Origin of the sequence: Aquimarina sp. TRL1 (genome assembly GCF_013365535.1) — a bacterium.
GTDB classification, from domain to species: Bacteria; Bacteroidota; Bacteroidia; order Flavobacteriales; family Flavobacteriaceae; genus Aquimarina; species Aquimarina hainanensis.
On the sequence record NZ_CP053590.1, the window covers coordinates 1,243,416 to 1,257,327 of the forward strand.

Here is a 13,912-nt window from a genome sequence, read left to right on the forward strand (position 1 = left end):
TCATTTCTTTTTTTAAAACGAAAGCCTAATCCCCCAAGACATTGTTTTAGGGAGGTGATAGCCTAAATAATCTCTTGAATCTCTACTATTCAGGTTAAAACCAGAAGTACTTACTACTTCAGGATCCACCCCTGGATATTTCGTCCAAGTCAATAAATTAGTAGAATTTGTATAGATAGTAGCACTGCTTATTTTCAATTTTTTAAGTAACCGCCTCGGGATGTGGTACTGAAATGATATATTCTTTAACCTTACAAATGAAGCATCTCCTACATTTGCTGTACTTGGATAACTATACAATCCTCCATATCTATCAAACCTTAATTCTGGATATTTAGTATCCCCTTTACCTGGTTTCCAGGAATTTTCATACATTTCTTTTGTAATATTATTTCCATAATTCACATAAGTGGTTATTCGTTCCAAAGGTGCCCATCTTTTTTCTAGTCCAAAAGAAAACTGAAGATCGACCCCTACTTCAAAATTCCTAAAAATAAATCGATTATTCCACCCGCCATATATATCTGGCTGTATATCTCCTAATACCTTTGCATCTCCTCTATAATTAATCACTCCATCCCCATTTAGATCAACAAACTTTAAATCTCCCACTCTTGCCCCTTCCTGGATTGCATGTTCTTTTATTTCATCTTCATTTTTAAAGATCCCTTCAGCAACCAATCCATATATAGACCCTAATGAAACCCCTTCTTCCAAAAGCGGGCTTAGTGATGGTCCCAGGTTTCCTTCTACAGATTTTATAGTATTCTTAAGAAATGTAATATTAAGCGCACTAATCCATTGTACGTCCTTGTTCCTTAACAATTGAGCCTCTAATGTAACTTCTAAACCTTTGTTCTCCATTGAACTATTAGAACTTTTTAACCGTCTGTTAAAACCAGAAGAAGGAAGATTAGGTAAATACATGATCATCCCTGATGTCAACCTGCTAAAATAATCAGTAGAAAGTGAAAACCTTTTATCAAACAATGAAACATTCATCCCTACATTATATTCTTCTGTTTTCTCCCATCCAATAGCCTTATCTGCTACATTAGCTAATCCTATTCCCGTTTCTCCTCCTATAATAGTTGGACTATCTTCCAGAGGGGAACCATAAAATCTTCTATGCAAGAAATCTGGTAAATTTGCCTTTCCTGTTCGCCCTATAGAAAATCGAAATCGCAAATCATCGATCACATCCATATTATTCATAAATGCTTCATTCGATGTTTGCCAAGACACTCCAATCGAGGGAAAATAAGCCCACCTTTTGTTCGGACCAAACTTAGAATATCCGTCTAGTCTATTTGAAAGCATTACATAATACCGTCGGTCATAATTATAGTTTAATCTTGAGAAATAAGAATGTAGTCTACTCTCTGTCAAATGATCATACGCATTAAAAACCCCTCCTGCCAAACTAATCACATCAGAAAACACATCAGTAGGCAATCCTACATAAATTGCTCCCGTAAGATCCAATCTCCTATAATCAAATGCTGTTCCTACCAATAAGCTTGTATAATGACGAGAAAAAGTTTTTGCATATTGCAGTGTATTATCCCAGGTAGCGTTATACGTTTTTGTCTCATAATCAGTTCGCTGACTATAGGGACGAACTTTATAATACTTATACCCTTTACTATCAGTAATTGCATATTGCATAGCTGTTCGAAAAGTGACATCTTTAAGAAACGTAAACTTTGCATAGCCATTCCCTATGAAATTAATGGCTTCATCTTTATTTTTAGTGCTATTACCAAAAGCCAGCAGATTAGAATACCTAGCATCCTCATTAAGGCTCCCATCTTTATTTCTGACGGGGATATCGGGTCTGGTCGAGAACACCTGATCCAGAGAAGATAAAAGAGAATAGTTAGAAATGGATGTTTGATAATTAAATCCCCCTCCTAATTTTATCTTATCCGTAAGATCAAAATCGTAATTAGCTCTCAGATTATTTTTGAGATAATCTTCTCCAACAAAAAGCCCTTCTTGCATTGTTTTTCCTAATGAAAAATAATATGTACTTTTCTTACTCCCTCCAACTAAATTAGTGTTAATCTCATGAACATCAGCAGATGAACGGGTGATTTCGTCTTGCCAAGCTACATCTGCATCACCAAAATAACCTTCGTTAACTTTATTTGTTTCTGGATTTACAATTAATGCTGCTAACCCATTATACATATTATGTTTTTGTGTTGCTCTTGCTGCTCCGATCAACATTTCTTTGTATTCTGCGGCATCCAACATTTCATTTTTTCGAATAGGGCTGTTACAAGAATAACGGTAATTAAAAGTTAGTTTTGGTTTTCTGTTCTTCTTTCCTCTTTTGGTTGTAATCAATACCACTCCATTTGCTGCTCTCGAACCGTAAATAGAGGCTGCGGCAGCATCTTTAAGTACATCCACACTTTCTACATCCAATGCTTCTATTAATTCCAAAGGGTGTGTTCTGTATACCCCTCCAAATCCATTATTAAAATAAGCTGGTAAATTATCTTCTACTACTAAGGGGGTACCATCAATAACATACAAAGGTTGATTCGCCCCTCTAAACGAGGTAACTCCTCTAATATTGACAATTGCCCCTGCTCCTGGTTTTCCTGAAACCTGTAAGGCACTTAATCCTGCTATTCTTCCTCCCAGTAAACGATCGAAAGTACTTATTCCCGGGAGCCCCAACTCATCTCCTTTTACCGAGGCAACAGGACTAGTAACATTGTGTTTCTCCATTGAATCATAACCTACCAAAACTACTTTATCCAATGTTGTATCCCCTCTTACCATTTGCACATCAAGACTTGAAGTGCTTTGTACTTCTTTCTCTTTATCTACATATCCCAAATAAGAGAACACCAATATGTCTCCTTTTTTGACAACAATCTCATACTCTCCATCCATTCCGGTAGAGATTCCTCTATGAGTTCCTTTAATGAGTATACTTACACCTAACATAGGAAGTGAATTCTCATCCTGCACTTTCCCTTTTACCTTTATTCGCTCAGTTACTTTCTTTGCAACTCCTTTTGGCTTTATGGTTACATGATGTTTATGAATATGAAAAGTTAGGGATGTGTTTTTTAAAATTCGAGATAAAACAATATCTATTTTTTTATCTTTTACTTTGATACTAAACCGTTTTCCCAGGTCAATATCCTCATCTTTAAAAAAGAATTTATATGACGACTTCCCTTCTATTTCCTTAAAAACCTGTAATAAAGAAACGTCTGTAAGATCAAGACTTATTTTTTCATGGTCGTAACTCGTAGTTGTAGCTGTAACTCTTCCACAAAAAAATAAAAAAATAAAAAAGATATAACGAAAATTCCTAAAGCTTCCTGAAAACATATAAAATTCCTCTCCCGATTGACGATTGTCTTTCTTAGTTTTTAAGAAGTTTATTCTATCACTATTCTAAAAATCAACAACCAAGCACAAAACTAAATTAAATCTTCCTATCTTTTTAACAAAAAACACTTAAATTATTCAATTTCCCTCTGGGAAGTAATCACAATTGTATTATCTTTTAGATGCCATTCGATAGGGGAATAATTCTTAATAACTTCGAGCACATCTAAAATCGATTCCTCTTCTGTATCAAAAACTCCAGTAAATTCGTGATTATCTAGCTCTGGATAATTATTCACTATTTTTACATTATAAAACCGCTCTAGTTTCTTTATGATTTTTTTAAACGCTGTTTTCTTAAAAATTAGACGACCTTTCATCCAGGAAATGTGATCAGATACATCTACATCACTTACAGTAATCTTTTTATTTCCTTTCTGGAAAACACCTTTTTGATTTGGTGTTAACTTCACTCCATTTTTTTCTTTACCTGTTGCGTACAAGGCGACTGACCCTTCTACTAACACAGTATTAACTTCCTGATCCTCCGGAAACATCGCTACATTAAACTGAGTTCCTAAAACCCTGATATTCATTTGATCTACCTCAACCATAAATGGTTTTTCTTCATCTCTCTTTACATCAAAAAAAGCTTCCCCTTTTAAATATACTTGTCGGTTCTTATTAGCTACAAAATCCACCGGATATTTAAAGGTTGTTCCCGAATTAAGATGGACCAATGTCCCATCTGAAAGCACAACTTTGAAACGTTTCCCTTCTGGTACAACAACTTCATTATACACCACATTTGTAGCTAATTGATCCTCATAAATAATCTTATTCTTTTCTTGCCTCCAGATAATATTTCCTCCCTCTTTATAATCTTGATTCTTCTCTATATCGATCTGTACTATTTCTCCATTTGATTTTTTGAGTAGTACAGGTTTATCTACAACTTTTAAGCCTGAATTAGTAGGATCAGGAGTATTGAGCTGCAGGTAGCACATATATCCAATCCCAACAAGAGACATAAGAATTGCGGCATATTTAAATACATTTTCATAACGAAACGTAACCACCTTGGTCGCAGATGGAATTGCCTTTTGGTATGCTTCAAGAGCATCAAAGCTATGTAGGCTTTTATTGATGGCACCATCTAACCTAATGTATTCTTCAAATATCTTTTTATGCTCTGCATCATCTAACCACTCCATTAACAGCTCTGATTCCTCCTCTGTTAAGTCATCTGCAAGATATTTATTAATAATTCTCTTTATTGTTTCGTTCATTTTAACTTATTTTATGAAAAAAAATAACTTTTTCACCTATATGACGTTAGTCTCTATTAAATACCCCCAATTTTACAAAAAATAAATCAAGTGGATTTTTCTTTAAATGACGATATCAAATTATTAACCGCCTTAAAGAAGGGGTGTCAAAAAGCATTTAAGTTCATTTACAGTACTTTCTATGAAATTTTATGTGTTTACATCCTTAATTTTACTTCTAACAGAGAAGAGGCTGAAGATATTGTGCAGGATACTTTATTAAAACTCTGGCAAAAAAGAGAATCCATCGTAATAAATACTTCTTTAAAATCGTATCTTTTCCAAGCTGTATACAACAGATTTGTAGACAATTACCGAAGAGAAAAAAAGAGGTATGAGATCCTAGACACAATTCGGTTAAGCGCACTAAATTCTCTCTATACAGAAGAGGAACAGCAGCATGAGAGTCAAAAAATCAAAATATTGCAACAAATTATTGAGCAACTTCCTCCCAAGTGCAAAGAAATATTCCTACTCAGTAAAATGAGGGGGCTAAAATATCAACAAATAGCAGATGAATTAGGAATCTCTATAAAAACGGTAGAAAACCAAATAGGGATTGCATATCAAAAAATCAGAGTTGCTTTAAAAAACTCAAATCTCTCTTTTTGATTTTTCTCTACACCTTATAATGCCTTCTTTTAGGTCTTCCGGGGACTAATAAAAAATGGATATTAATTTCAAGACTTGCACCTTGAGCATTTAGATGCTGATTACCTGGCAAAAAAGAACAATCCTTCTTTTTCCCTTTTTTTCTCTTGAGAAGTTTTTATTTTTACTCGACAAATCTATATTATGACCTTCGCTAAAATATACATATTCGTTATCAGCTTCCTTCTTTGCGGAAGTATTATTGCACAAGAAGCCCCTAAAAAAGAATCTACCTGGAGCATGCTAAAATATGACGGAGTTTCTGTTTTTAAAGGAGTTAAACATGCCTACACGCAACCTTTTAAGTGGAAAGGAAAGGATTTTGCTACCCTAGGTACAATCCTTGTCGGGACTTCTATACTTTATGCTATTGATGAACCGGCTAATGAATATTTCACAAAACAAGAAAAAGACATTCCCCACATTGTTAAGGAGTTTGGCTTTCGTTTTGGAAAACCCTTAGTGAATTACGGTCTTACTTCTGGAGTATATACTCTTGGTCTTTTAACAAAAAATGAAAAAATCAGAAAAACCGGGGTCTTATTAATTGCCTCTGCTACTGCAGGTGGTATTATCCAAACTGTAAGTAAAACATTAGTAGGTCGTGCCAGACCAACAATGAATGAAGGACATGACAGTTTCCGGTTTTACTCTAATGAAGCTGGATACCATTCTTTTCCTTCCGGACATGCGATCCTATCATTTACTACAGCACATGCTATTGCCAAACAGTTCAAAAACCCGTTTATCAAAGGAGGAATCTACGCCGTAGGAATGATTACTCCTGTGTCCAGATTATGGGCAGGGGCACATTGGCTAACAGATGTTAGTCTTGGGATTGTGTTAAGTGTTGTTATTGTCGACGGTATTGACAATTTTTTAAACAAAACAGAACGATACACCTATGACAAAAATAAGGTAAGTATCAAATGGAATTTAAAGCTTACCCCCGGACAGTTAGGAATTGTAGGCACGTTCTAACAAATGTAACCTTTATTCTGTTTCATAAAAAGTGGTAGCATCTGTTAGTAACTGATCTAATACTTGATGTTGATGTGCCATTTCGGCAATATCAAACCCCAAATAATTCTGGAGATCGGAAGCTACTACAGTTCTAAAGGTCTTTATTTTTTCTATTTCAAAATAAAGATAGCCGGTTCTACGAACAAAGAAATCTGATAAGGTAACTACCATTTCATGATGAACACCATACCAAAGCTCTGCCCGAATAAGCTTTTCTATGACTTCTTCATTATTAAAATGGGTTATTTTTTCAAGAATCTTATCAGCTTGTTTACCATAAGTACTAACCAAATACCAACAAATATATTCATCCTCTACCCCTAAAGACGCCAGTCTTTCTTTTAATTGCCTTCGATACAGCACAACTTCTTCTCTGCTTTGTAACGGATAATTGGTTAAAGGAATCTCATCTGTCAATGCTCCTTTTGTCGCTCGATTCCCTATAGAATCATCTATAGAAAATAGTGTATTCATAATCCTCTCTGCCATTTTTCTATATCCTGTCAGTTTCCCTCCTGCAATAGAAACCAAACCTGTTTTAGAAATAAAAATCTCATCTTTTCTTGATAACTCCGAAGGAGTTTTACCTGCTTCGTATACCAGAGGACGTATTCCTGCCCAACTAGAAATGACATCCCTTATTGTTAATTCTGCCAGGGGAAACATCCTATTCACCGCATCGATCAGGTACTTCACATCTTTTCTAGTAATCACAATACGTTTCAGGCTGGCGGTATATACTGTATCTGTAGTACCTATATACGTTACCTTTCCTCTTGGAATTGCAAAAATCATTCTACCATCATCCACATCAAAATAGATCGCTTGTCTAAGTAATAATTTATCTCTGGGAATCACAATATGAACTCCCTTACTCAATTGCAATGTCTTTTCTTTTTTTGAAGTATCCAACTGTTTGATTACATCACTCCAGGGACCTGTAGCCGATACAAAAAATCTGGCACTAATCATCAACTTTTCATTTGTGATATGATCCAAACAATGTGCTGTATCCATATTCCCTTCTTCGGTATATCCAAAAGAAACTACTTCGCAATAATTCAACACCTCTGCTCCAAGAACATGTGCTTTTTTAAGCAATTCAATCGTCAATCTTGCATCATCAGTCCTGTATTCTGCGTAATACCCTCCTCCTTGAAGTCCTTCTTTTTTTAATAAAGGCTCTTGCTCTATAGTCTCTGATACACTTAACATTTTCCTTCGGTCATTTCCCGACACATCTGCTAAAAAGTCATATACTTTTAGTCCGATAGCAGTCATCAATTTCCCATAGGTTCCTCCTTCATAAAGAGGAAGTAACATTTTTTCTGGTACTACCAAATGCGGAGCTAGTTTATGTACAATAGCTCTTTCTCTTCCCGATTCCCGAACCAATCCAATCTCCAGTTGTTTCAGGTACCTAAGTCCTCCATGAATCAATTTAGTTGATTTATTACTAGTACCAGAAGCAAAATCATTTTTCTCTATCAGACACACAGATAATCCTCTGGAAATGGCATCCAGCGCTATCCCTGCTCCTGTCACCCCTCCTCCAATAATAACGACATCAAACAACCGAGATGTGACTCGCTTTAATTGAGATGCCCGCTCATGTACTGAGAACTGTCTTTTATTTTTCATTAAAAATACTACTATAAACCATCGAACAATGCCACACTAATCTAAGTAAAATATATCAAATCTTCTTTTTATTTTTTGGAGACAGTGCTTCTTAAAAAATAAATGCTTTTGTTTGTTTTAGAAAAGCTTTTTAATCATTTTAGCTTTTATTAAAATATTAAAGTAATTTTATTGTAAGCATATAGAAGTTTAACGACAGAATATATATGCCTGTAATTAATAAAGAACGCAGCATGTCAAAAACATATTATGATCCCGCAGATTTACGAAAGTTTGGAAAAATAACAGAATGGAGCGAAGAGCTGGGAAAAAAATTCTTCGATTATTATGGAAAGGTATTCGAAGAAGGAGCTTTAAGCGCCCGTGAAAAATCTTTGATTGCACTCGCTGTTTCTCATGTAGTAAAATGTCCTTATTGTATTGATGCATATACCAAAGATGGGTTACAACGAGGAATCACCAAAGAAGAAATGATGGAAGCTGTTCATGCTGGTGCTGCTATCGAAAGCGGCGCTACCTTAGTACATGGAGTGCAAATGATGAAAAAATATGACAAACTATCTATGTAAGTTTACTTTTTAGGATCATTAGTATCACCTAAGAATTAAATATATGACCAAGTCCCTGAAGAAAAGAAATAATGAATTAGCAAATTCTCATAGACAACTGGAAATTCTGAGTAATGGGATTTTTCAAAATGGAGAACTTCCCAAATTTGCAGATCAGATTGCAAAAACGGGACATTTCCCTTTACGCCCTAAAAAACTGGAAATCCTGCAAATTAATGTTGGATATATGTGCAACCAGGTTTGCGAACACTGTCATGTGGATGCTGGTCCTGATCGCAAGGAAATTATGACCAGAGAAACAATGCAGCAATGTATTGATGTCATAAAAAACACAGGAGCTCATACCCTGGATCTTACCGGAGGAGCTCCTGAGATGAACCCTAATTTTAGGTGGTTTGTAGAAGAAGCAAGTAAAGCAGGAATTAAAGATTTTATTGTCCGTAGTAATCTGACGATTATCAGAGCTAATAAAAAATATTACGACCTTCCTGATTTTTTCAAAAAATATAACATTCATGTTGTTTCTTCTATGCCTCACTGGACCAAAGGAAAAACAGATAAACAGCGAGGGAATGGCGTTTTTAACAAGTCTATTGAGGCCTTACTGGAACTCAATAAAAGAGGATATGGGATGCCTGATAGTTCTTTAAAGTTAGACTTGGTATACAATCCTTCTGGGGCTTTTCTTCCTGGAGACCAAATGGCTATGGAAAAAGATTTCAAAAAAGCATTATTTGATGATTTTGGAATTCATTTTCATAATCTTTTTGCTATTACCAATCTTCCAATCAGTCGATTTCTGGATTATCTTATTGCTTCTGATAATTATGAAGACTATATGTATCAATTAGTCGATGCATATAATCCTACGGCAGTAGAAAATGTCATGTGTACTAATACTATTTCTGTCAGTTGGGATGGGTGGCTATACGACTGTGATTTTAATCAAATGCTGGGTCTCAAAGTCAATAGTAAAATAAAGCACATTAGTGAATATAACGAAGATATCCTTCTCGATCGGGATATCATTATCTCGCAGCACTGTTACGGGTGTACTGCCGGTGCAGGAAGTAGCTGTCAGGGAACTGTCGCATAACACCTAAGTACATGAGATCAACAACGTACTATATATTTATTGGCTGTCTGTTTGCCAGTTATTTTATAACTGCACAGACATCACTACAACAACTATTGGATCAACATACTAAAAACAGTATTCCTTTTATCTCTGTAGAAGAAGTTGCACAGAAAACTGACCATTTTATTTTACTTGATGCAAGGGAGGAAAAAGAGTTTGAGATCAGCCACCTCAAAAATGCAATCCATGTTGGGTATGATCATTTTATTATAGATACAATTACAAAGAAAAAATTTTCAAAAGATAGTCCGATTGTGGTATATTGTAGTTTAGGCATCCGATCTGAGCGAATTGCTGAAAAACTAAAAAAACAAGGATATAAAAACATTTTTAATTTATACGGAGGAATTTTTGAGTGGAAGAACAAAAACTTTCCCGTTGTAAATAAACATGAACAAGAAACCGACTCCATTCATGTATTCTCAAAGGAATGGGGAAAATGGCTTCTGAAAGGAAAAAAAACACATTGATCTTGAAAGAAAAAAACTTACTTCTCATATTTACCAGAAATCCCGAATTAGGGAAATGCAAAACGAGATTAGCTGCTACTATTGGAGACCACGCAGCACTGGAAGTATATAAATTCTTATTGAATCATACTGTATCAATTACAGAAAAACTCTCTGCGGATAAAGCTGTATATTACTCAGAAAAAATACGAGATAACGATATCTGGTCCACAGCGTCTTATATCAAATACAAACAAAACGGGGTCGATTTAGGGGCTCGGATGCTTGCTGCTTTTCAAGAAGGATTCACCAATGGTTATCAACATATTATTATCATAGGAAGTGATATATACGACCTCCAGCAACACGATATAGAGAAAGCATTCTTATCTTTAAAAAAACATGACTATGTAATCGGTCCTGCCAAAGACGGAGGATATTACCTGCTGGGAATGAACAAATTAACCCCCTCTCTTTTTAGCCGTAAAACATGGGGTACAGATTCCGTACTAAAAGACACCTTGCTCGACTTACAAAACGAAGCTGTTAAAATACTAGAAGAACGAAATGACATCGATTATTATGAAGATATCGAAGGTATTGACGTTTTTCAACAACTTATACAAAAAATAAAAAAATGATTAAACAAATAAAAGAAACCACCGAATACCTCTTAGAAAAAGGTTTTGAAAACCCAGAAATAGGAATTATTCTCGGAACCGGATTAGGGCAGCTGATCAATAATATTGAAATCATTAAAGAAGTAAGCTATAATCATATTCCTAACTTTCCTACGGCAACCGTAGAATTCCATAAGGGAAAACTTATCTACGGAATATTAGAAGGAAAAAAGATAGTTGTTATGCAGGGGCGTTTTCATCTATATGAAGGATATACCCTCCAGGATGTCACATATCCAGTGCGTATCATGCACCGATTAGGAATCAAAACATTATTAGTTTCTAATGCTTCAGGAGCGATCAATCTCGATTTCAAAAAAGGAGAATTAATGCTTATTGATGACCATATCAATCTACAGGGAGGATCTCCGCTGGCTTTTAAAGGGGTAGAAGAATTAGGAACGCGGTTTACCGATATGAGTGCCCCTTATGACCTGCATATCAATCAACATCTGGAAACGATTGCCAGAGAACATAATATCACCCTTCACAAAGGAGTATATGCTTCTGTATTAGGACCGCAGTTAGAGACAAGAGCTGAATACAGATACCTGAGAACTATTGGTGCTGATGCTGTAGGAATGAGTACTGTACCTGAAGTTATCGTGGCCAACCATCTCAACCTACCGGTATCTGCTATTTCTGTACTTACAGATGAGTGCGATCCTGATAACTTACAAGCTGTAAATATCGAAGAAATTATTGCTATGGCAGCGAAGGCGGAACCTGTAATGATTACACTCTTTAGAGAAGTAATTAAAAAATTATAACTCGTATTTATTCTCTTAAAAGCGCTTTATTTTATATCTAATTTACTACGTACTATATGAATAACTATTTAGACACCACAAAAGATGTATACAAACAGGCAGCCTTAACCCCTGATGTGGGATTATGCTGTACTACAAACCCTATATGGGAACTACCTGGATTAAAAATCCCTAAAATCATGCAAGAGATGAATTATGGTTGTGGTAGTACAGTAAATGCCCGAGACCTGACAAACAATCCAAAAATATTGTATGTAGGAGTTGGTGGCGGGATGGAATTGCTTCAATTCTCTTACTTTTCTCGTCAAAAAGGAGGAGTTATCGGTGTCGATGTTGTACAGGAAATGTTAGATGCTTCTAAAAAGAACTTTATTGAAGCAGAAAAGCAGAATGAATGGTTTAAAAGTGATTTTGTCGATCTAAAATACGGAGATGCATTAAACCTACCTGTTGATGATAATAGTATTGATGTAGCTGCTCAAAACTGCCTTTTCAATATCTTTAAAGCAGAAGATCTAAAAAAAGCCCTAGAAGAAATGTATCGGGTTTTAAAACCTCATGGTCGGTTAGTTATGAGTGATCCTACATGCGAACAACCTATGAATGAAGCGCTTCGCAATGATGAAAAACTGAGAGCATTATGTCTCAGCGGTAGTATTCCCATTGCCGATTATGTTAAGGCATTAACCGATATTGGATTCGGAACTATCGAAATAAGAGCTAGAAAACCTTATCGTATTCTAGATCCGGTTCACTACAACACAGAAGAACTCATCTATATAGAATCTATAGAGGTTGCTGCGATTAAAGATCCTATGCCTGCTGATGGCCCTTGTGTTTTTACCGGAAAAACTGCTATTTATTATGGGGCTGAAGACTATTTCGATGATAAAAAAGGACACGTACTCCTCAAAAATCAACCACTAGCTATCTGTGATAAAACTGCAAAAGCTCTTGCTAATCTACAGAGAAATGACATCTATATCAGCGATGCTACGTATCATTACGATGGCGGAGGCTGTTGTTAAAAAAAATGAATAGAATGTTGATTATCAAACAATAATATCAAAAAATCAACATTCTATTATTTGATATTTTTTAACATTTATAAAATACTATTAAAACCACCACAATTACTTTTAATTTATTAACCAACCACTGTATCATAATGACAGTGATATTACACAAATCAACATATGACACTAAGCATTTTATTTATTGCTGCATGCTTTCTGGCATTCAGTAATGGAGCAAATGATAACTTTAAAGGAGTCGCAACCCTTTTCGGTAGCGGAACAACTGATTACAAAAAAGCAATTAACTGGGCGACACTAACCACTCTTGCCGGATCTATTGCTGCTGTTTTTCTGGCTGAAGAACTAGTCAAAAACTTTTCTGGAAAAGGTTTAGTACCTCAGGAACTTATACAAACTCCTATATTTGCTATTTCTATTGCTATGGGAGCTGCTATTACAGTATACATTGCTACCAAAATAGGAATGCCTATTTCTACAACACATAGTTTAGTCGGCGCCTTATTCGGAACAGGAGTTATAGCAGTAGGAAGTGAATTTAACTTTCAAAAACTGGGCAATACCTTCCTAATGCCATTAATTGCGAGTCCTCTAATTGCTGCTATTCTTAGTTTAGTCTGTTATTTTATACTCCATTCCGGAAGAAAAATATGTCGTATTACCACAGAAGAAAACGAAGGTGCTATTACTACATATCAAGGGAATTTTCTCTCGCTTTCTATTCAAAAAATAGTGGACTTCTTCCATTATATAAGTTCTGGTGTTGTCAGTTTTGCCAGAGGTCTTAATGACACCCCTAAAATTGTCGGTTTATTACTTATTATCAAAGTTCTGGATATTCAATGGAGCATGATTGCTATCGCTGTAACCATGGCGATTGGTGGACTAGCAAAAGCTAAAAAAGTTGGAGAAACAATGAGTAAAAAAATAACTCCTATGAATGCAGGGCAGGGATTAACTGCAAATATGATTACCGGCTTACTCGTAACTACAGCTAGTATTCATGGTCTCCCTGTTTCGACAACTCATGTGTCTGTTGGGGCAATCTTCGGTATAGGGACATTGACTAAAAAAGCTGATCTGAAAACAATTTCTAAGATTGTATTATCATGGGTTCTTACCTTACCTATTGCAGCATTGCTTAGCGGTTCTTTATTTCTACTTTTAAGAATGATTTGTTACTAACAAAAAAGTTTAGTTGTTTAAACACGAACTAAACTTTTTCGTTATTATTTTGGTCAATAATTCTTTTCTAAGACTTCCTTTAGTATT

General features: G+C 35.4%; 12 protein-coding genes. 9 read left to right on the forward strand and 3 right to left on the reverse strand.

The features are described from left to right. Positions 1–12: 12 nt before the first annotated feature. Positions 13–3,357, reverse strand: coding sequence for a SusC/RagA family TonB-linked outer membrane protein (locus tag HN014_RS04855; protein ID WP_176027764.1), 3,345 nt, complete (start codon positions 3,355–3,357; stop codon positions 13–15). Positions 3,358–3,491: 134 nt separating this feature from the next. Further along, positions 3,492–4,646: a FecR family protein gene (locus HN014_RS04860; protein WP_176027765.1), complete on the reverse strand. Its 1,155-nt coding sequence runs from the start codon at positions 4,644–4,646 to the stop codon at positions 3,492–3,494. Between the two features lie 90 nt (positions 4,647–4,736). Between HN014_RS04860 and HN014_RS04865 the strand changes: the two genes are divergently transcribed. Both HN014_RS04865 and HN014_RS04870 read left to right on the forward strand, forming a co-directional pair. Further along, a complete protein-coding gene (locus tag HN014_RS04865) occupies positions 4,737–5,297 on the forward strand; it encodes an RNA polymerase sigma factor (protein ID WP_176027766.1) in 561 nt (186 codons plus the stop codon). A 183-nt stretch (positions 5,298–5,480) separates the two neighbouring features. Further along, positions 5,481–6,317, forward strand: a complete 837-nt coding sequence (locus tag HN014_RS04870; RefSeq protein WP_176027767.1) for a phosphatase PAP2 family protein — start codon at positions 5,481–5,483, stop codon at positions 6,315–6,317. A 12-nt stretch (positions 6,318–6,329) separates the two neighbouring features. Here the strand turns inward: HN014_RS04870 and HN014_RS04875 are convergent, their stop codons facing one another. Further along, on the reverse strand, positions 6,330–8,000 hold the full coding sequence (locus HN014_RS04875; protein WP_176027768.1) for a glycerol-3-phosphate dehydrogenase/oxidase: 1,671 nt from the start codon (positions 7,998–8,000) through the stop codon (positions 6,330–6,332). Positions 8,001–8,233: 233 nt separating this feature from the next. Between HN014_RS04875 and HN014_RS04880 the strand changes: the two genes are divergently transcribed. The 7 genes from HN014_RS04880 to HN014_RS04910 all read left to right on the forward strand — a co-directional run bounded on the left by HN014_RS04880 (position 8,234) and on the right by HN014_RS04910 (position 13,825). After that, complete coding sequence (locus tag HN014_RS04880) at positions 8,234–8,569, forward strand: arsenosugar biosynthesis-associated peroxidase-like protein (RefSeq protein WP_176027769.1); 336 nt, start codon at positions 8,234–8,236, stop codon at positions 8,567–8,569. Between the two features lie 43 nt (positions 8,570–8,612). Next, entirely contained in the window at positions 8,613–9,665 is a 1,053-nt protein-coding gene (gene arsS / locus HN014_RS04885; RefSeq protein ID WP_176027770.1) for an arsenosugar biosynthesis radical SAM (seleno)protein ArsS, read from the forward strand. 11 nt (positions 9,666–9,676) lie between these two features. Continuing rightward, positions 9,677–10,177, forward strand: coding sequence for a rhodanese-like domain-containing protein (locus HN014_RS04890; RefSeq protein WP_176027771.1), 501 nt, complete (start codon positions 9,677–9,679; stop codon positions 10,175–10,177). Further along, positions 10,147–10,797, forward strand: coding sequence for a TIGR04282 family arsenosugar biosynthesis glycosyltransferase (locus HN014_RS04895; protein ID WP_176027772.1), 651 nt, complete (start codon positions 10,147–10,149; stop codon positions 10,795–10,797). Before HN014_RS04890 ends, HN014_RS04895 begins: the two co-directional genes overlap by 31 nt. Next, complete coding sequence (locus HN014_RS04900; RefSeq protein ID WP_176027773.1) at positions 10,794–11,606, forward strand: purine-nucleoside phosphorylase; 813 nt, start codon at positions 10,794–10,796, stop codon at positions 11,604–11,606. Before HN014_RS04895 ends, HN014_RS04900 begins: the two co-directional genes overlap by 4 nt. A 56-nt stretch (positions 11,607–11,662) precedes the next feature. Continuing rightward, positions 11,663–12,634 (forward strand): arsenosugar biosynthesis arsenite methyltransferase ArsM, encoded by a 972-nt coding sequence (arsM, locus tag HN014_RS04905; RefSeq protein WP_176027774.1) that lies wholly within the window; start codon positions 11,663–11,665, stop codon positions 12,632–12,634. 168 nt (positions 12,635–12,802) lie between these two features. Further along, positions 12,803–13,825: an inorganic phosphate transporter gene (locus tag HN014_RS04910; protein ID WP_176027775.1), complete on the forward strand. Its 1,023-nt coding sequence runs from the start codon at positions 12,803–12,805 to the stop codon at positions 13,823–13,825. Positions 13,826–13,912 lie beyond the last annotated feature (87 nt).

Excerpts from the sequence above, each read along its gene's own strand:
- HN014_RS04880 (WP_176027769.1), top strand. The coding sequence starts at position 8,234 with ATGTCAAAAACATATTATGATCCCGCAGATTTACGAAAGTTTGGAAAA.
- HN014_RS04870 (WP_176027767.1), top strand. The coding sequence starts at position 5,481 with ATGACCTTCGCTAAAATATACATATTCGTTATCAGCTTCCTTCTTTGC.
- HN014_RS04890 (WP_176027771.1), top strand. The coding sequence starts at position 9,677 with ATGAGATCAACAACGTACTATATATTTATTGGCTGTCTGTTTGCCAGT.
- HN014_RS04900 (WP_176027773.1), top strand. The coding sequence starts at position 10,794 with ATGATTAAACAAATAAAAGAAACCACCGAATACCTCTTAGAAAAAGGT.
- HN014_RS04895 (WP_176027772.1), top strand. The coding sequence starts at position 10,147 with ATGGCTTCTGAAAGGAAAAAAAACACATTGATCTTGAAAGAAAAAAAC.
- HN014_RS04855 (WP_176027764.1), bottom strand. The coding sequence starts at position 3,357 with ATGTTTTCAGGAAGCTTTAGGAATTTTCGTTATATCTTTTTTATTTTT.
- HN014_RS04860 (WP_176027765.1), bottom strand. The coding sequence starts at position 4,646 with ATGAACGAAACAATAAAGAGAATTATTAATAAATATCTTGCAGATGAC.
- HN014_RS04910 (WP_176027775.1), top strand. The coding sequence starts at position 12,803 with ATGACACTAAGCATTTTATTTATTGCTGCATGCTTTCTGGCATTCAGT.
- arsM (WP_176027774.1), top strand. The coding sequence starts at position 11,663 with ATGAATAACTATTTAGACACCACAAAAGATGTATACAAACAGGCAGCC.
- HN014_RS04875 (WP_176027768.1), bottom strand. The coding sequence starts at position 8,000 with ATGAAAAATAAAAGACAGTTCTCAGTACATGAGCGGGCATCTCAATTA.
- arsS (WP_176027770.1), top strand. The coding sequence starts at position 8,613 with ATGACCAAGTCCCTGAAGAAAAGAAATAATGAATTAGCAAATTCTCAT.